The following is a 19127-nucleotide window of genomic DNA, read 5'->3' on the forward strand; positions in this document are numbered from 1 at the left end:
TCTGTCCCGATAGTGGGGCAAACACCACTATCAATTTCGTTTGCCTCACTAATAATTGCGTTTGCCTCATGAACTCACCAAAATACGGTTTTCTGTTAGAAAGAGTGAGGTTTTTCTAACTAATAGTAAACTTTTCCTTAATATGCCCCAAAACATGGGCTTTCGGCGAGAGATAGCGAGGCTTGTCTTACTGCAATGCCTTTTCCTTACGGGCAGTGAATCGTAGATCATGGTCAGCCTGCTAGGCTGCTTTCTACAAGAATAGACGGATTGGTTTCTTCATAGCCGGCATTGTGCCAGGCACGGCGAACGGCTCCCTTACAAGCATCCAAAAACCGGAAAATAGGTATTGACTGAAGGATGGCAGCGTTTTACACTATGCTCAAATACAACTATAATACCTGTATTTAAGAGGTGTATAGGTAGGAGGAATCTCTGCGTTGGGCACTTGTTATGAGGCCGAATATCGTTATGTGGCGATGCCTTGCCGTAATTTTAACATCTTGGGCCATACATCCGTCGTCGATCCGCAGGACGGCAAAGAAAAGTATGTGTTGTCCAACTTCGCGCTTGGCGGTACGGGCACGATCATACTGATCGATGCGTTGACGGGAGAAGGGGAATCTTTCGAGCTTCCCGTCGGAAACGGCGCATGGGGAATCGTAAACTGGCATGATGAGAAGCTGGTTATCGGAACATGCGTGGAGCAGGCTTATTTGCATGTTTTCGATCTGAAAAGCAGAACTTGGGCGGAACCGCTCAAGTCGTTTGGCGAAGAGTATTTTTGGCAAATGACACTTGGCTCCGACGATAAGGTTTATGGCGGAACTTATCCCGGCTGCTCGCTTATGCAATACGATCCGGCAACACATACGCTGAAAAATCTCGGCAAAGTATCCGGCAACGAGAAAAATTTATACAGCCGCCCCGTATGGGGAGAAGCGCCGGGCTACATATTCGTCTCCTTCGGATTCGATACGAACGGATTGAAGGCTTACCGTATCGAAGACGGCATTTTTTCGGACTTCGGCGAACCCGGCGCGACGATCAAAGAGATCAACGAACAATTTATTTGTACGGAAGCGAATGGCGTCATGGCATTTTATCATCCGCAAACGCTCGAGCCGCTCGAAGCCGGCGGACTGGAGGGGCGGCTCAGCCCTAAAGAAGTTCTGCTACGTAACGGTCAGAACGTGTCTGTGATCAAGCTGAAAAGCGGAAAATTGGCGGGTTTCAGGGGACAAGACTATTTCATTGCGGATGCGCCTGCCGCCGAATCGGACTGCGAGAAGCCGATCGACATCGAATTGAGAAAGATTCCGGCCGAGGCGCCCGTTACCGAAATATTTGCGCTTGTACCTGACGGCAGAGGCCAAATATGGGGAGCGAGCGGTTTCGGTCAAACGATTTTCAGCTGCAATCCGGAAAACGGACAATATTGGAATTCTTCGTCGGTTTCCAATCACGGCGGCGAAGTGTACGGTATGGTGTTTGTCGGCGAGCGGTTATTTATGTCGGCATACGCCGGCGGAGATCATATCGTTTATGATCCGGCGGAGGAATGGGATCAAGTGAACAATGTGAATCCGCAAACGCTTCGTTCCGTAAAACCGGATTTGATCCGGCCGGAAGGAAGAAGCGTCATCGGACCGGACGGCGCCATATGGACAGGATGGTCTGCGAAATACGGGACGTACAGAGGAGGATTGTCCCGCTTGGATCCCGAAACGATGGAAGTGGAAAGCTGGTACGACCCGATTCCGGAGCAGCAGGTAGCGGGGGTGGCTGCTGACGGCGAGTATGTGTATTTTACGACCAACGGCGGCGCTAGCGGACTTGCCTTCCGCAAAGATATCGGCTGCCGGTTCGGTATATGGAAGCCCGGCGAAGGTCTGGTGCATCAGGTCGAGCTTCCCGAAGGCGAACAAACCGGATATGGCATCGCTGCCGGTAACGGAATAGTCGCTCTTGCCGTCGGGAAAGAAATACGCTTGTTCGATGTTGCCGCGAAATCGTTTGGCCACACTATACCTACACAAACGGAATGCAACTGGATCGTCAAGCTGGATGACCGGAAAATTGGGGCATTTTGCGGGAAGGAGCTTCTCGAAATCGATGTGATGACCGGAGAGGCCTCTTTAATCGCCGGTCTGCCAGGCAAGATTCGCTGCGCGACCGTTACGGAATCCGGAGATATTTATTTCTCGGTCCAAACTTCTTTATACGCACTGCATAAAAAGTGATTTCGTAGAAACGAACGTACCCAGGTTAGGGTGCTTCGTTTCTTTTTTAATATAAGTTTTTTATATTTTCACTTATCAAGTTTTTACTTAGCGTATGCTTACGAAGACGTTTTTTTCGAAAGCGTTTAGGACGAAGAAGCCGTTTATCCTGGCGGATGAATCGCAGAAACCTGCGCTTGACCTGAGGAATGGACAGGGTGCTTGTTGAGGAATCGTACAGATGACAATATTGTTTTATCTTCGATCAATAAAATATTATTTCCATTTAATTAACGCCAATCTATAATGTCAATATAGTCGTACTAATATCATACGAGGTGAGAAGGATGAACAACGGGAAAAAGCTTCGATGGGGAATTATCGGCTGCGCCGGCATCGCGATTCGTTCTGTCATTCCAGGGATTATGCAGTCGCAGACAGGCGAGGTAGCGGCCATTGCCAGCCGCGATGAAGAGAAGGTAAAATCGACGGCCGGCAGCTTGGGCATTCCAGTCGCTTACAGCAGCTATGAAGCGCTTCTTGAAGACGAATCGATAGATGCGGTATATATCCCATTGCCTAATCATTTGCATAAAGAATGGACGATCCGCGCGGCGGAAGCGGGGAAACACGTGCTTTGCGAGAAGCCGTTCGCCCTGAATGCGGCGGAAGCCGAAGAAATGGTCGCCGCCTGCGGGAAAGCAGGCGTACATTTGGCGGAAGCGTTCATGTATCGCCACCATCCGAGATATGACCGGGTTAAAGAAATTATCGAATCGGGCGAGATCGGAACGATCCGCGGCATTCACGGCACATTTACGTTTAATGCGTCCGGGGCAAAGGGAAATGTCCGCTTCCATCGCCATATGGGCGGAGGGGCGCTTTACGATATCGGCTGCTATCCGTTTTCCGCCGCTCGTTACATATTGGGCAAGGAGCCGGTTGCGGCGACCGTTCAGGCGTTTTTCTCGCCGGAGCATGGAGACGTGGATATGATGGCGTCGGGTCTTGTCGAGTTCCCGGACAGCATCGGGTTGACCTTCGATTGCGCGATGTGGGCGAGCGGCCGAAATACGCTGGAAATACTCGGGACGGAAGGACGCATTTATCTTCCATCCGCTTTTGTAGCCGCGCCGGATCAAGCATCCGCTTTCTCGGTTTTCGTAGGCGGCGAGCAGCGTGAGGAAACGTTCCAGCCCGTCAATCAATATGCCCTTCAGGCGGATGATTTCGCTCAAGCCGTATGGGGAGGACAACCTCGATTCGCGCCTGAAGATGCCGTTCACAATATGAAAATATTGGATGCCTGCCTGCAGTCTGCCGATCAGCGCATTCGCGTACAATTGGGGGAATAGGACAAATGAATGCAATTACCATTGCGGGACTCGATAAGAAGGTTACCCAGCTCATCATGGGTACCGACTATTACAAGCCGGAAATTCAGGAGAAGGTAAACGGACTGCTTGATTTATATATCGGGATCGGCGGCAATACGTTGGACACCGCATATGGCTACGGCGGGGGGCTTAGCGAGATAGCGATCGGCAATTGGATGGCCGATCGCGGCAACCGGAACGATATCGTCATTTTGACGAAAGGCGCGCATCATGACGCGAACGGGCCGCGGGTCAACAAAGCGTGCATCGACCACGATTTGGCGATAAGCCTAGAGCGTTTGCGGACGGACTACGTCGATTTATACGCTCTCCATCGAGACGATCCGGAGATGCCGGTCGGCGTTATACTGGAAGCGTTAAACGAGCATATCGAAGCCGGCCGCATTCGGGCGATCGGCGGCTCCAACTGGTCGCACGAGAGGCTTCAGGAAGCGAACGATTACGCGGCTAAGAACGGTCTTGTAGGCTTCAGCTTCAGCAGTCCGAACTTAAGCCTGGCGAAAGCGAAAGAACCGTATTGGCCGGGATGCGTTTCCGTCGACGAAGAAGCCTGCCGCTGGCATGAAGCGACCCAGCTTCCGCTCTTGTCCTGGTCGTCGCAAGCACGGGGCTTCTTTACAGGCCGTTTTACGCGCGATAACTTGGAGAATACGGATCTGGTCCGCGTCTTTTATAACGACGCCAACTGGGAGCGCTTTGACCGTGCCGAGCGGATGGCCCGCGACAAAGGATTAACGACGATTCAAATCGCGCTCGCATATGTTTTGAATCAGCTATTCCCGTCGGCAGCGCTGATCGGTCCGCAAAATCAGGAAGAAATGGACTCCTGCAAAGTGGGGGCGGACGTGCGGTTAACGAAAGAAGAGCTCGCATGGCTGGATTTGTCGGCCGATTAGGCTTAACGGTTATTCGTACGGCTAAGCGGCCATGCAGCTGAAGATAAAAAAGAACCTTCATGACCACGATAGAAGTGGAAATGAAGGTTCTTTTGTAAAGTCGCAGAAAGTAAATCCTCCGTTGATTGTTCGACTTCTCGGTAAACGCGCGCGTCCTTAAGGACGGCGTAGCCGGTTATCCTTGTGATATCAACGAATCTATTTGTTTTACATTTCATCGATACACATACCTGTCCATAAAACTCTTCAATATGCGTAGTCCGAAATAGCCGACTTGGAGCAAGAAGTCGAGGTTGGCCTTACGCTGGAGTCAGATTTTGCCGGCTTAGAAGACCGATTTGCCGGTGTGCCGAGCAAAATACCCGCTGTAAACAGGCGTTTTCGGATTGCAGACGGGGAAAGCAAGCCGAGCTCGATTCCAAGTGGGTAAAACGTGACTGCAGCGCATGCAATCGACGAGCGAGAAGGGGCAAGTAGCAGGGAATACCGGCTGTGGCCGTCTAATACCCATTGCGACGTCAACGACAAACGTATATCGAACGCCAAAGCCGCCGCAAGGCGGTTTATTTAAATACGCGGAATTTTATATGTTTCACGTATCAAGTGCTTATATTCGATGGTAAACGCGCGCGTCCCAGCTTATGCTTACAAGTCGCTTTCTTCGATAGCGTTTATCCTTGTTCAGCGCCGCAAGGGGCGAGGTCCCGCCAAAAGATCGATAATCAGGATACCTTGTGGCAGCCCGAAATAATACCATGCGGCTCACAGAAATCCCTGAAAATAAAAAAAACACCTGATGACGGTGTTGAGTCTGCGTTAATGGGTGCCAACAAATAGAGATGCCTCTTCCTAGCTCCTTATAATAGTAGTATAAACGACGGATGATTATAAGTCTACACTTTTTGTAAATTTTGCTATATGTTTATTGATGCCGGCCGGCAAAATAGTATGGAGGTGGCGCTAATTTGTTTCCTAATGTAACTTTGCATCCGGAGTGGTTGAGAGCGCAGTCGAAGGAATGGTGCAACGAGCTGGCTGCGCAGACGGGCCGCTACGCTTATCCGTGGACGTTTACGTCAGAAGGGACTGCGGCTGAAGACGTTTTTAAAGAGGAGCTTGCAAAGCTTATACGCGGCAAAGTGCTCGATGTCGGCTGCGGTCATGGGGAGTTTACAAATTTATGGGCGGATCGGGCCGAAGAAGTGGTCGGGTTCGATACTACCGAAGGCTTTCTTGCGACGGCAAACGCAAATAAAAAAACGAACGTCCGGTTCGTTCTTGGAAACACGAAAGACGGAATGCCTTTCGGGAATGGCGAATTCGACGTCGCTTATACGAAAAAAGGGCCGACCAGCTGGTACCCCGAGGCGGGGAGAATAGTCAAAGCGGGCGGAGACGTCCTGTCCTTGCATCCGGGAGACGGGAACGGCGAGGGCGGAGAGCTTGGCGTTTATTTTCCCGGATTGTTTCCGCCGCCGGCCAAAGGGACGCCCGTAGGGGATCTCATTCAATCGAGACTCTCGGAAAGCGGTCTGAACGTAAAGGTTAACCGCGTTTTGCGCGAGACGGTATATATAAGATCGGCAGAAGATGTGATCGAGCTGCTCTGCTTCGGTCAGAAGAAACATGTGGCAAAGCAAGTCAGGGACGAAATCATGGACGACGTCCGGGTTCAATTCGACCGCCACTGCAGCGATAAAGGGCTGAAGATGACTACTTTTCATTATCTGATCCATGCCAAATCCAAAAACGAATAGGAGGCGCCGCCCGTGAACCAAAGCCCATTATTGACGGCTGAAAAAATCGATAAGGATTTAATCTCTTTTTTGTCAGGCATCGGGGATATTTTCCAGGTATTCGATAAGCAGGATTCCGGCTGCATCTCCTACGGCGTCCGTACGGCGGAACGAAACTGGTTCGTCAAATATGCGGAGAGCACGGAAGCCGTCGGATATATGAAAAATGCGGAAGCGTTCCATAATGCTGTAAGTCATCCGAATATCCCGAAGCTTCTAAACGTTTTCCATACCGATCGCGGCTTTGCCCTCGTTTACGAGTGGGTGGACGGCCAAGTAATGGGTACACCCGACTTCCCCGGCAAGGAAGGGCGGAACCACCCGGATTCCCCTCATTTGCGCTTCAGACAGCTGACTGCCGCCAAAATCGTAAAAACGCTCACGACGGTATATGACATCCATCAGTATCTGGAAAGCAAAGGTTTTGTCGCGGTCGACTTTTATGACGGCTGCATGATTTACGATTTCGGGACCGATACGCTGCATTTATGCGATTTTGATCATTATGCCAAAGGGCCGTTTCTACTCCAGACGGATCGCTTATTCGGCTCCAGCCGTTTTATGGCTCCTGAGGAATTTGTGAAGCATAGCCGAATTGACCAAATAACGAATGTTTTTACGATGGGAGCGGCCGCATTCGTCTTTCTCGCAGACGGCAGCCGCGCGCGCGAAGATTGGAGAGGCTCCGAAGCGGCCTATCGGGTGGCAAGCAAAGCCGCATCCAAAGAACGGGGAGAGCGTTACGATAGCGTGCGGACTTTTTACAGCGAATGGCTGAAGGCGATAAATTAGTTTGCAGGCATAATTGCAAACGATCTTACGGAGGAAAATAGAAATGAAATCGATGATCGTCATCCCGCATTGCCAATCGGAGCATCATGTTAGCGGCATGGCAGGCGGTTGGACCGATTGGCCGCTAACCGAGTTGGGGAGGAAGCAGGCAGAGCAGGTTGGCCATGTTTTAAGCGATTACCCGAACATCAAAGAGTATTCCGTTTATACGTCGGATTTATTACGTTCCTTGGAGACGGCTGCAATATCGGGCGGCATCGCCGGATTCGTACCCGAGCGGGTTGCGGACTTTCGCGAAATCGATATCGGTCAAGGTACCGGCCAATCGGTAGAATGGCTGAATCGGAATACGATACCGCTGACGGGCAGCAGATTAACGTACCGAAGCTTGCCGGGGGCGGAATCCAGGTTAGACGTTATGGCAAGGATTTATGCGAAGCTGGATAAGCTCCAATCCGAAGGTGTCGAAAATATGCTGATCTTTACGCACGGGTTTGCAGCTACGATGTTTATCGCCTGGTGGCTGAAGCTTCCCTCCGAGGCGTTGGAGCACGCCCATTTCCAAACGCCCAGCGGAAGCATTACCGAGCTGTCGGTCCATGATACGGGCCTGCGTTTACTGAAGAAGCTCGGGGATACGAAACATCTCCAGTTTACGGGATAGTGAATAAAAAGCGCAGCTGCCGAAAGGACGAAAGCTTGTCCGATCGCAGCTGCGCTTTTTTGGCGCATAATAAACCTGATTAGAAGGAAATGACGTTGAAGCCCATCAGAACAACGATAGCTAGCAGTACCACGAATACGAGCCAAAGCGGCATCGTTTTCTCGCCGCGGCGTTTGCGGCCCAAAATCATTTCCATACTGCCGATCATGACGACGGCCAGCAAGCCTTTGATGATGAACGCCAGCGGGAATTCCAGAATGAACAGCATGGAGATGCCGGACACGAGCATGATGAGATAAAACAAACGGAGAAGCATCGGCGTTACTTTTTGGCCCTGGAACAGAAAACTTAGAATGAACAAAATAATCGTTATCAGCCAAGAGCCAGTGTGCATTTGGTAGAACATATTAAACATGAATGAAGCCTCCTGAGCAAGTTGTCGCTGCAGCTTAACCGTACTCGCGGAGAGCGGGAGCTTGCAGCATTTTGACCCAATTGAATAGTAACAGCGAAGCGATCGTTATGGCAATGCTTTCTTGACATTGTATACACAATGTTCATAAAGTGAGCGGATTGCAGCTTTGCTTGACGCTAACTTCGGTAAGCTTCTTCATCCGGATATACTGTGCTTGACAATGATGCAGTTAACGATATATACTGTGACTTATTAAAACACAGTTAACTCATTCAAACAAACTTGGAGGATATAAGATGACGATGCAAATCGAACAGAAGCAAGATTTTTTGACGGTTGTGAAAAGCCGCCGTTCCGTCCGGGTTTACGATCCGAATTTCGCGATTTCGAAAGATGAGATCAACGAACTTTTGAGGACTGCCGTGCTTGCGCCTTCCTCGTCCAATCTGCAGCCTTGGCGTTTCTTGGTCATTCAGGATGCGGAACGGAAGCAGCAACTGCTGCCTATCGCGTTCAATCAGCAGCAGGTTGTCGAAGCGTCGGCCGTTATTGCGGTGCTTGCCGATCTAAAGAGCTATGAGAAGGCGGAGCTTATTTACGACCAGGCGGTGAAAGCCGGATATATGTCGGAAGCGACGAAAACGGATTTCGTTTCGCGCACGGTCGGCATGTACGGCTCGCTGCCGCCGGCGAAGCTCAGAGATATCGCATTAGTCGACGGCGGGCTCGTCTCCATGCAGCTAATGCTGGCTGCGAAGGCCAAAGGCTACGATACCGTGCCGATGGGCGGTTACGATGCTGCGAAGCTGAAGGAAGCATTCGGCATCTCGGAGCAATATGCGCCGGTCATGCTTATCGCGCTAGGCAAAGCGGCGAAAGAAGGCCATCCGACGGCTCGCATGTCCGTGGACGATGTAACGTATTGGAACCATATGAACGGCTAATAATAGCAATACGCAAACAGGAGCCTGCCTCCTGCTTCCCTAAGCAAACAAACCTCCAAACCGCTGTGCATGCGGGTTGGAGGTTTGCGTTTTTTCTGCGAGTTCGAGCAATGGTGTCATGGTACCTGCGGATTTGCTCTTTATTTCTTCGATCCGCCGGCCTTCGGTTTTCTCGTTTTCTTCTTGGGCATGTCAGGCAGAAACTTGAAGGTGCGAATCGTCGGCCCTTTGCATAGCGGACACGGCGGATACTCGCTTTCGGCAAATTCCTCGCGTACCCACGCTTTGCATGCGCTGTCCTTGCATCTCCATACTACGGTATGCTTCAGCTCCGGCTTCGGTTGAACAGCTTCCTTCGACTCCTGCACGGCGTTTCCTTGCTCCCCTTGTGTTTGCGTTTCGTCGGACGGACGAATATGCATGTCGGTTCCTCCTTATTTTGTCTAAGCCGCCCTTGGCGTGCCGGATTTCTCCGACACATAGTTTCTATAATAATAATGTTTAAAATACCCTGTCAATGCGGAAATGCTTTGGCAGCGTTTCCTTTTGGAATATGAAAAATCTTCTTGCGCAATCGTCGAGACTGTTTTATAATGAATTCGAAGTGACCGAATGACGAAAACGGTCATAACGTAAAATGGCGGGTCGAAGGAGGTATAACGAGTATGTCGGCTGACCGCAGAAAACAGATCGTCGAGGCGGCGGCCAAATGCTTCGCGCTCATGGGCTATAAAGCGACGACGATGGAGCATGTGGCCAAAATCGCCGGAGTCGGCAAGGGCACGATTTACACGTTTTTTGCCCAAAAGGAAGAACTGTTCGATGAAATTATGCGCAACTTCATCCAAGAGATGCGGGGACTGGCCGAGCAGGTGCTGGATGACGATAAGCCGTTGTTCGACAATATGCACCCGCTGTTGTTCGAGCTTCTGGATTTTCGGAGGCAGCATGAGCTGACGATCAGACTTTCCCATGAAGTGAAGGAAATCGGAACGCCGAAGGCGATCGAAGGGATGCGACAAGTCGAGCGGGCGATACTCGAATTTGTGCGAAGGAAGGTGCAGGATTCACTGGATAAAGGCGAGATCAAGCCCTGTGATCCCGAGATTACGGCATTTGTTATTTTGAAGCTGTATGTCGCATTTGTACACGACTGGGATAAGCGCGGCACGCAGCCGCTGAGCAACCGAAACATTGCCGAATTGTTTCAAACATACTTGGTCGAAGGCTTGGCTGTGAAGGATGCAGCTGTTTTTTTAGAAGTAAAATGACTTATTGGACGAAATGGTCATAATGTATATATTCAGTTTGGATACAAACGCGATTGTCGTGGTATAAGGATAGGAGAGGTCGGTCATGAAAAGCCCGAAATATTTTATGGTAGAATTGCTAGCTGTGTTAAAAAACAAAAAAGTGCTAATTCCGGTTCTAGCCGTAGCGCTCGTTCCTCTATTGTACAGCTCGATGTTTCTATGGGCGTTCTGGGATCCGTATGCGAAGCTCGATACGCTTCCGGTTGCCGTCGTCAATGAGGATAAGGGGGCAACCTTCGAAGGCAAAGAAATGAAGCTCGGCGACGAATTCGTCGAGAAGATCAAGGAGACGAAGGGCTTCAACTGGAATTTTGTATCGAAAGCGGAAGCGGAACAGGGATTGAAGGAAAATAAATATTATTTAGGCATCGAAATTCCGGAAAATTTCTCGGCCAAAGCGACCAATGTTCTCGAAGAACACCCGGACCCGGCGGTTTTCCGCTTTTATCCGAACGAAAGCTTCAATTTCTTGTCATCGCAAATAGGCAAGACGGCGGTTGACCGAATGAAGGCGGAGCTGTCGAGCCAGTTGACCAAAGCTTACACGGAAACGGTTTTTACAAGCATTCACAAGCTGTCGGACGGACTCTCCCAAGCTGCAAGCGGAGCGTTAAAGCTATCTGACGGCACCAAAAGCGTGGAAACCGGCATCGTGACGATCGATGAAAATATTGCAAAGCTGGCGCAAGGCACGCTGCCGCTAAAGAACGGCGTGAATGAGCTGCTGGGCGGCGCAGGGCAGCTTCGGACCGGTCTCGATCAGCTGAAGCTGGGAGCGGGACAGCTGTCTGGAGGATTAACGCAGCTGGAAGAAGGCCATGGCAAGCTGCTTGACGGAGCGAAGCAAGCCGAAGCCGGAACCGTTCAGCTTCAAAGCGGTCTTAACAGCGCTGTGAACGGAGCCGTTAAGCTAAACGAAGGCGCGGTTGGGCTGGCCGCAGGTTTGGAGCAATTCGCCGCGGTACATCCCGAGCTGGCGCAAGACCCGTCTTATTTGAAGCTAGTCGGCACGGCTAAAGCGCTGGCCGATGGAGCGGGTTCGTTGTCGGCGGGCCAACAGCAGCTTGCGGACGGTTCGGTTAAGCTGCTGGATGGCGAGAAGCAGCTCGTGTCCGGGATGGAGCTGTTCGCCCAAAAGCTTGGCGAAGCCAAGCAAGGCGGGTCGGCTCTTGCCAGCGGCGCCGTGACGCTGATGGCAGGCGGAGCGAAGCTCGAAAGCGGCCTGGCGCAATTGTCCGGCGGCGTCGCACAGTTATCCGACGGCACGATGAAGCTTGAGGAAGGCGCCAAGAAGCTGAGCGAGGGGGCAAGCACGGTAGCCAGCGGCACGAACGAGCTTTCCGGCAAGCTGCAGGAAGCGTCGGATCGGACGTCGGGTATCAAAGGCTCCGACGAGCTGTTCGATAAGGTTGCCAGCCCGGTTCAGGTTGAGGAGGAGAAGCTGAACCCGGTACCGAACTACGGCACAGGTTTTGCGCCATATTTCTTGTCGCTCGGCTTATTCGTCGGCGCGCTGCTCCTGACGATCGTTTTTCCGCTTCGCGAGCCGGCGGGAGTACCTAAATCAGGTTTGGCCTTGTTCTTGGGCAAATTCGGCTTCATGCTGGTCGTCGGCGCCATTCAGGCGGTAGTCGTCAATTTGGTTCTGCTTTACGGATTAGGCATCGAAGTGAGAAGCATGCCGTTATTTTTCCTGTTCAGTCTGATGACCAGTTGGACTTATATGGCGCTTATTCAATTGTTCGTTACGACGATGGGCGATCCGGGACGTTTCGTGGCGATCGTCATTCTGATCCTGCAATTGACAACCTCCGCAGGAACGTTCCCTGTGGAATTGATTCCTGATGCGCTGCAGCATATTACGGCATGGCTGCCGATGACGTATTCCGTATCGGGCTACAAAGCGGTCATTTCAAGCGGCGATTTCGGATTCTTCTGGCAAAATGCCGGTATATTGGCCATGTTCACAGGCCTGTGCGCGATTCTTACGATGACCTACTTTATCGTCATCCATAAACGCCGGCCGGCGGCGAAAATCGAAAGCGTCGAGGTTTAAGCGCTCGAATTTTTTATATGCCTAGCCGAGGCGCAGATTGAAGCGAACAAAAGCTGTCGAGAATATCTCGGCAGCTTTTTTCCTATCAGCACACCGCGTGGGCCTGTTAATAACACAGCAGCCCAAGAACTGGAATCAAGCTCTCGGGCTGCTGGTTATCATTCGGCGAGCCGGACGCCCTCCGGAAGCGATAGCTTCGTTTCTCCCTTGTCGAAGGAGAAACAAACGCGGCCGGCGGGAATGCGAAACTCAAGCTCGATCCGCTCGAGCGTTTCGGGCAGCCGCGGCCGGAACGAAACGGTTTGCCAGCCCGGCGATGCGGGCTTCAAGCCGATGATCTCCTCGATAAGAAGCGGAATCGGCGCGCTTGCCCATGGATGGCATAGGCTCGTATTTTGCTTCAGCTCCTTGGACCAAGCCTCGAAGCAGGCTGTTGCGCCTTCCTTGACCATATTGCCCCAGGAATGCAGCTCTTCCGAGCGTATAAGCTCGTATACCAAATCATGTTCTCCGGCTGCGGCCAGCGCTTTGAGAACGAAATAAGCCATATACACGCCGCAGCTCAGCCGTTTGGCGCGAAGAAGCTTTACCGCCTCGGCGCGGTCGTCAACGGCTGTCAGGCCGAATAACAGCGGCAGCGCATTCGCATGAAGCGATGAATGGCGGGAGCCTTCCGCGTCGACAAACAGCCGCGTATCCCCGTTACGGAATGTCTTGCGGAACGACTGTCGGAATAAGGAAAGGCGCTCCTCCGTCACGGCTTTCTCCGAAATGCCGAGAATCCGCTCCAGCTCTTCGACGGCGGTCATCGCTCCGTAGTAAAACGCATTGACGACGTTATGACAGCCCGGACCGACCGGCTTATCCAACGGGAAGTCGTAGCCGTCCCGCAGCCCGAAGGGCCAATCAACAAGGTTCCATTTGTCGGCGACCTGCACGAGCAAGCCGTCGTCACGCTCGAATTGTTCAAAATGCTTGAGCATACCAACGGCAGTCGGGAGCATTTCGCGCGTAAATGCGATGTCGCCGCTTTGTTTGCAGTATTCAAGGAGCTGCATCGGCCATTGAAACGAGTAGTCGGCAATTTCCTGCATCAAATGACCGGGAGCGACAGCCATCAATCCCGGGCATGTGCGAACGGATAAAGCGAAATCGTAAAGCGATTTGCGAAACAGCTTCAAATCGCCTGACAGGTAAAGATGCGCGTGAGCGATCACGGTATTGTCGCCCAAATATTGGCCTTTCTCGCGCGATGGGCAATCCACATAATTTTCTTGCGCACCGTATTTGACCCCGTTTCTGCAGATCGACCAAATCGCATTCAGCATCGGATCGGACGTTTCGAATACGCAGGCCTTTTCGTCCATCGGGTAGTGGCGGACGACGGCTGCAAAGCTGTCCGTATCCAAAATTAAGCCGCAAGGAGCAAGCACCTCAACATAGCGGAACGCCTTGTAATCGTAAAATTCCAGCTCGTCCTCCGAACCGGATAACGTCCAAAGCTCCTTATAGGTGCAGTTGCATCTCATCTCATATCGGACGCGTCCGTTGTCCAGCAGCTCCTCGCCGCATCGAATCTCGACGGTTTGCCCTTCTTTTCCTTGTGCTTTCATGATGTATTGGCCCGTTATTTCTCCGCCGAAATCGAGCAGAAAGCCGTTATCCGCAAGCGGAATCATGCGTTCGGGCTTTACTTGGTATACGGATAGCGGAGTGGTGGGCTGAAGGAGCAAGTGGTGATCGTCCTCCTTATGGACAACCGGACGCGACCAGTTCGAGTCGTCGAAGCCGGTTTGCTTCCAGCCGTTCAGCTTCAGGCGGTTATCGATATTTTCCAAGTACTGCGTGTTATAGCCGACAATGCCGCCGTCCGCATATTCCGGAGCCAACGTGACCTTCCAGCTGGAATCGGTCGCTGCAGCAAGTGTGCCGTTTACGCTCAGCTCGGCGAGCAGGCCTTGGCGGTAATCGCCGCTGTTGAACGCCCGGCAAATGAGTCCTTGATAATAGACGTGGACGGCGATCACATTCGGGCCTTCCCGCAAATAATCCGCAACGTCATACCGGTTGTACGGGTAATGGTCGTACGGGCCTTGCGCCGGACCTTGTCCGACAAAACGTCCGTTGACATAAACCTTATAATAGTCGTCGGCCGTAATGTCCAGCATTGCACGTTCGATGGCACTGTTATCCAGCTTAAATGTTTTTCTTGCCAGCATGTGGCGATTTTTCAATTCCTCCTTATGCAAAGGCAGCGTTACGGTCGTCATTTCCTTATGAAAAAGATCGATCGGCTGCAAACCCTCGAATAAGGGATCCATGATCCAGGTGGCGGACCATTGTTTATCCATTTGCTCGGCTCCTTTCCGGCGATTGCCGGGGATAGTGCATATAGGCGTATCGTACCGGAATAAAAGCCTGGAATCTCGGAGTTATTGCCGCGGAATTGGGCCGTTTTACCGAAGCTTGTCACGAAGGGGTTCCTCTTCTACAATTAGAATATCACTAGCGATCAGGAGAGAGAGCCAAATGATTCTGTACCCGAAGGAGCGGTATTTGGAAGGGGAGGGATTTCCATTCGCTTGCTTTCCGATGCAAACGCTGCCCGAACGGAAGCCGACGCCGCATGCGCATGATTTCGTCGAGCTCGTTTATGTGGCGGAAGGCGCCGGCGAGCATTTGTACAAGGGACATGCTTTTCCGGTTTCCAAAGGCGATATATTCGTGATTCCGCCTTACGCCGTGCATGATTACCGAGTCGTCGGCGGTCTTCCCATGGAAATTTATAACGTTCTTTTTCTGCCGTCATTTCTGCAATCGGAGCTTCATGTACTGTCGGAAGTGACGCCGTTCGTCAATTTTTTCTATGTGGAACCGTTCATGAGGCAAAACCCGGACTTCGAATCGCATATGAAGCTGACGCTTCCCGAGGCGCGCGAGATTCGTCAGCGGCTTGACAGGCTTGTGGCGGAGTATGAGCAAAAAGCGCTCGGCTACCGTATTTCCGTAAAAGCCCAACTGATCGATCTGCTCGTGTGGCTTAGCCGCCGCTATGAGGAACGGGTTGTCCAGACGCTGTTCCAGTCCAATGAATCGACGGCCATTCGACGGGTATGCGAGTTTCTCGAGTTGCATTACGCCGAGCCGATCCGGCTGGAGCAGGTATGCCAAATGTGCGGAATGAGCCAGACGAGCTTCACGGAAAAGTTCAAGCAGACGGTAGGCCAAACGTTCACCGAATACCGAAGCGAGGTGCGTATTCACGCTTCTCTCAAGCTGCTGCGCGAAACGGACGACAAAATCATTTGCATAGCGGAAAGCGTAGGAATCGGGGATTTGAGCCATTATAACAAGCTTTTCAAAAAACGGATGGGCATGTCGCCGAGGGAATACCGGAATAAGTACCGTTCGGGCGGGAGGTTATGACTGGGGACAGAGCGGGTATGGAAAGATCGGTAAAACGAAAATCTGCTGATTTGAACATTCGGCTCGAGAAAACTTAAATCGGCTTGATCAAATAGACGCACCGGCTTGCGCCTTTTAAAATATGATCGCTGCGTTCTACAAACACGGAATCGCCGAGAATGCGCTGAAGCATTTCCATCTCCTTGCGGCAGAGACCCGAACAAGCCGCTGCGGCTGCGCAAATCGGGCAATGCTTTTCCACGAAACAGAAGCTTCCATCGGGATTTTCGATGATTTCCGCCATATACCCTTCAGATGTGCGCCATTGCGCAAGTGCCTCCAGCTGCCCGCGTAAAGACAGGCTATCAGGCGTTTTATGCCGATAGTCCTCCACTTGTTTATGGTTGCGAATATCGAGCATCCTCTCCAAGCCTTCTTCGCCGAAAGCTTCTTTCATCGACTCGATTAAGCTGACGGTAAGATCGGCGTACCCGTCGGGAAATAAACGATTGGCCTCATGCGTCAGTCTCCACATTTTCGCAGGACGGCCCATAGCCCTCGGTTCTTCCGCAAAAGTGACCAGATTTTGCTCTTGCAAATTGTATAAGTGCTGCCGCACAGCCATTCCGGACACCCCGAAATGCTCCGCTAGCCGGAGGGCATCCATCGGCCCCTCTTCCTTCAGCAGCTTTATGATAGCCCTTCTAGTTCTGACGGCAGTTCCATCTTTTCCTTGCGGTTCTTTTTTTCTCATTCGAATGTACCTCTCCGTACCGGTTTCTTTACATTCTAAAGAAAAATGTTGACAAAGTCAAAGTGTGACCGTACATTGTATTTTGTAAAGAATTATGTTTACAAAGTATCCGGATACGACGTTTACATAAGACTTAGGCATAAGGAGGGGAAAGGGATGTCGGAAGGACACAGTATTTTTAGCCCGCGCTATGCTGCGCTGACGATCGGAATTATTTTGGCTGTCATGGCCGTCGGGTTTGAAGGATTAGCCGTTACTACGGTAGCTCCCGCCATTGCCGGGGATTTGGATGGCATCCGTTTATACGGATGGATTTTCAGCGCATACTTGCTGGCGCAAATAATCGGAACACTGGTTGTCGGACGGCAAATCGACCGTAAAGGGCCCGCATGGCCTTTTACCGTTGCGCTTATTATATTTGCCATAGGATTAATAGCTGCTGCGGTTGCAGGCGATATGATTGTTCTGATCGTAGCCCGGGCTCTTCAAGGTTTCGGTGCAGGAGCCATGATGACTTGCGTGTATACGGCCATATCGCTTAGCTACCCGGACGAGCTCCGCACCAAAATATTGGGCGCATTCGGCACCGCCTACGTGCTGCCGTCCATGATCGGTCCTTACGTTGCGGGCGTCATCGCGCAGCAGCTGTCTTGGCGGTTCGTATTCTGGGGCGTATTGCCGTTTTTGCTGCTGGCGGCTCTTCTTAGCTTGAACGTATTTCGCAAATTGAAGGTGCCGGCGGTTCAGGAGAAGGGCACGACTCGGGCCACCTGGCTTTCCGTTTTATTGGCTGCGGGAACGGGACTTTTCTTAAGCGGATTAGGCATGCTCCCGCAAACGCAAGGGATTGTTTTACTGGCAGCCGGCTTGTTGCTGATGGTGCAGCCGCTGCGCAAGTTATTGCCCGAGGGCACGCTGACGTTTCGTCCGGGACTGCCGTCGCTATTGGCTTCACGCGGGTTGTTTTTCGCCGCATATGCCGGTACGCAGAACTTTTTGGTGCTTGCGCTGACGGATGTAAAAGGAGTAGCGGCAGACATGGCCGGGTTAATCGTCGCAAGCGCCGCGCTTAGCTGGTGCGCCGTATCGTATCTGCAGTCCCGTTGGGACGCGGCCGACCAAGGCCAGGGACGTCAAAAACGGATCATAACCGGCGTGCTGCTCATGGGGGTTGGAATCGCGATTGTCGTTTGGGTTCCCGGCGTCAATATCGCTTTATCGGTGCTGGGACAAATGATTACCGGCATCGGAATCGGAATGGCCCACCCGACTAGCGGCGCCGTCGCTTTTGTAAATGCGAAGGAAGGGGAATCCGGGGAAATATCCGCAAATCTGCAATTCGCGGATTCTTTTACGCCAGGTGTCGTTATCGGAATGGGCGGCGCGATCGTTGCCGTCAGTCAAGCGGCGGGGATGACCATGGGGTATGGAATCGTTGGCGCTATGGCCCTTCATGTCTTGCTGATTGCGATGAGTCTGTTTGCAAGTACGCGGTTAAAGACCGGCAGAAGGTCGCTTGTGTAGCGGCGGTGTAAGCAAAGGCAGGAAGCAGCCTGCCTTTGCTTGTTCCGGGCGTAAGCTGGACGAATAGTTGAAAACGGGGGCGATGTCCTTGCATCATGCCGACGATTTATCTACCCGCAAAAATATAGTACGGCTGTTAAAAACGGAAGGCCCGCTTACGACAAGTCAAATCAAGAAAAGGGTGCATATAACGGATGCTGCCGTACGGCGTCATATCAACGCGCTGGAAAAACAACATATGATTCGATCCGAGACGATTTATCAAGCGATCGGCAGGCCGGCGTTCCTATACCGGTTAACGGAGGAAAGCGAGCGATTATTCCCTGCCGGCTATCATTTCCTGGCTGCCGAACTGCTGGAGGAATTGATTCATGAAACGGGTGCGGGTACGGTCGACCGAATATTTATCAATCGGACGGAGACTTTGCTTCGCAAATACGAACCCGAAATGCAAGGCAAACCGTTGAAAGACAAAGTTGCGCTGCTTGCCGATATCCAGGATCGAAACGGGTTTATGGCCTGGTGGACGGAAAATGATACGGAATCCGGACGATTTGAGCTTATCGAGCATCATTGTCCCGTTTCCTATATCGCCAACCGTTATGAGCAAGTATGCCGCGAGGAGCTGAAGCTGTTCGAAGCCCTGTTGGATGCCGATGTCGAACGAACCGATTGCATGGCGGTCAAAGGGCGTAAATGCATCTATCATATACGGGAACGAACGTGAGACGGCAATGGCGCGATGCGCGGCTTCGGAAAAGCGAGGAGAGCGCAATGAGCTCCGCTATGGGCTGCCAATCGTGCACGTAAAACGCCGTCAGTCGTATTTCTTCGGAGATGCCATTAAGGTTATGCTGTAGTCCGAAATAACACGCTTGGAGCAAGGAATCGAGGTTCGCCTTGCGCTGGAGTCCGATTTTACCGGTTTGGAGAACGGATTCTACGTTGT

At 51.9% G+C, this 19127-nt stretch carries 16 protein-coding genes; 12 read left to right on the forward strand and 4 right to left on the reverse strand.

The window, feature by feature from the left end:
* Positions 1–440 precede the first annotated feature (440 nt).
* From DQG23_RS12490 to DQG23_RS12515, 6 genes are all read left to right on the forward strand, one after another.
* A complete protein-coding gene (locus DQG23_RS12490; RefSeq protein WP_113031184.1) occupies positions 441–2243 on the forward strand; it encodes an NHL repeat-containing protein in 1803 nt (600 codons plus the stop codon).
* Positions 2244–2569: 326 nt separating this feature from the next.
* Entirely contained in the window at positions 2570–3577 is a 1008-nt protein-coding gene (locus DQG23_RS12495) for a Gfo/Idh/MocA family protein (protein ID WP_113031185.1), read from the forward strand.
* Between the two features lie 5 nt (positions 3578–3582).
* Positions 3583–4515: an aldo/keto reductase gene (locus DQG23_RS12500; RefSeq protein WP_113031186.1), complete on the forward strand. Its 933-nt coding sequence runs from the start codon at positions 3583–3585 to the stop codon at positions 4513–4515.
* Between the two features lie 965 nt (positions 4516–5480).
* Complete coding sequence (locus tag DQG23_RS12505; RefSeq protein ID WP_113031187.1) at positions 5481–6272, forward strand: class I SAM-dependent methyltransferase; 792 nt, start codon at positions 5481–5483, stop codon at positions 6270–6272.
* 12 nt (positions 6273–6284) lie between these two features.
* On the forward strand, positions 6285–7103 hold the full coding sequence (locus tag DQG23_RS12510; protein ID WP_113031188.1) for a protein kinase family protein: 819 nt from the start codon (positions 6285–6287) through the stop codon (positions 7101–7103).
* 43 nt (positions 7104–7146) lie between these two features.
* On the forward strand, positions 7147–7767 hold the full coding sequence (locus tag DQG23_RS12515) for a histidine phosphatase family protein (protein WP_113031189.1): 621 nt from the start codon (positions 7147–7149) through the stop codon (positions 7765–7767).
* A 79-nt stretch (positions 7768–7846) separates the two neighbouring features.
* On the opposite strand, the gene DQG23_RS12520 is transcribed toward DQG23_RS12515, so the two are convergent.
* Positions 7847–8182 carry a DUF1516 family protein gene (locus DQG23_RS12520; protein ID WP_113031190.1) on the reverse strand — a complete coding sequence of 112 codons (336 nt, stop codon included), beginning with the start codon at positions 8180–8182 and terminating at the stop codon, positions 7847–7849.
* A gap of 296 nt (positions 8183–8478) precedes the next feature.
* On the opposite strand from DQG23_RS12520, the gene DQG23_RS12525 reads away from it, so the two are divergent.
* Positions 8479–9126, forward strand: a complete 648-nt coding sequence (locus tag DQG23_RS12525; RefSeq protein WP_113031191.1) for a nitroreductase family protein — start codon at positions 8479–8481, stop codon at positions 9124–9126.
* Between the two features lie 140 nt (positions 9127–9266).
* Here DQG23_RS12525 and DQG23_RS12530 read toward each other — a convergent pair whose 3' ends face one another.
* The gene (locus DQG23_RS12530) at positions 9267–9548 is read right to left on the reverse strand and encodes a cold-inducible protein YdjO-related protein (protein ID WP_113031192.1); all 282 of its coding nucleotides are present in this window, start codon (positions 9546–9548) and stop codon (positions 9267–9269) included.
* Between the two features lie 243 nt (positions 9549–9791).
* Between DQG23_RS12530 and DQG23_RS12535 the strand changes: the two genes are divergently transcribed.
* Complete coding sequence (locus tag DQG23_RS12535; RefSeq protein ID WP_113031193.1) at positions 9792–10397, forward strand: TetR/AcrR family transcriptional regulator; 606 nt, start codon at positions 9792–9794, stop codon at positions 10395–10397.
* A gap of 85 nt (positions 10398–10482) precedes the next feature.
* Positions 10483–12495, forward strand: coding sequence for a YhgE/Pip family protein (locus tag DQG23_RS12540; protein ID WP_113031194.1), 2013 nt, complete (start codon positions 10483–10485; stop codon positions 12493–12495).
* A gap of 158 nt (positions 12496–12653) precedes the next feature.
* On the opposite strand, the gene DQG23_RS12545 is transcribed toward DQG23_RS12540, so the two are convergent.
* The gene (locus tag DQG23_RS12545) at positions 12654–14846 is read right to left on the reverse strand and encodes a family 78 glycoside hydrolase catalytic domain (RefSeq protein WP_113031195.1); all 2193 of its coding nucleotides are present in this window, start codon (positions 14844–14846) and stop codon (positions 12654–12656) included.
* A 178-nt stretch (positions 14847–15024) separates the two neighbouring features.
* Between DQG23_RS12545 and DQG23_RS12550 the strand changes: the two genes are divergently transcribed.
* Positions 15025–15921, forward strand: a complete 897-nt coding sequence (locus DQG23_RS12550; protein ID WP_158560432.1) for an AraC family transcriptional regulator — start codon at positions 15025–15027, stop codon at positions 15919–15921.
* A gap of 73 nt (positions 15922–15994) precedes the next feature.
* On the opposite strand, the gene DQG23_RS12555 is transcribed toward DQG23_RS12550, so the two are convergent.
* Complete coding sequence (locus tag DQG23_RS12555; protein ID WP_113031197.1) at positions 15995–16654, reverse strand: helix-turn-helix transcriptional regulator; 660 nt, start codon at positions 16652–16654, stop codon at positions 15995–15997.
* 156 nt (positions 16655–16810) lie between these two features.
* Between DQG23_RS12555 and DQG23_RS12560 the strand changes: the two genes are divergently transcribed.
* Positions 16811–18178 (forward strand): MFS transporter, encoded by a 1368-nt coding sequence (locus tag DQG23_RS12560; protein ID WP_113031198.1) that lies wholly within the window; start codon positions 16811–16813, stop codon positions 18176–18178.
* An 88-nt stretch (positions 18179–18266) separates the two neighbouring features.
* Entirely contained in the window at positions 18267–18905 is a 639-nt protein-coding gene (locus DQG23_RS12565; protein ID WP_420330229.1) for a helix-turn-helix transcriptional regulator, read from the forward strand.
* Positions 18906–19127 lie beyond the last annotated feature (222 nt).

This window comes from Paenibacillus contaminans (assembly GCF_003285015.1).
Classification (GTDB): Bacteria; Bacillota; Bacilli; order Paenibacillales; family NBRC-103111; genus Paenibacillus_V; species Paenibacillus_V contaminans.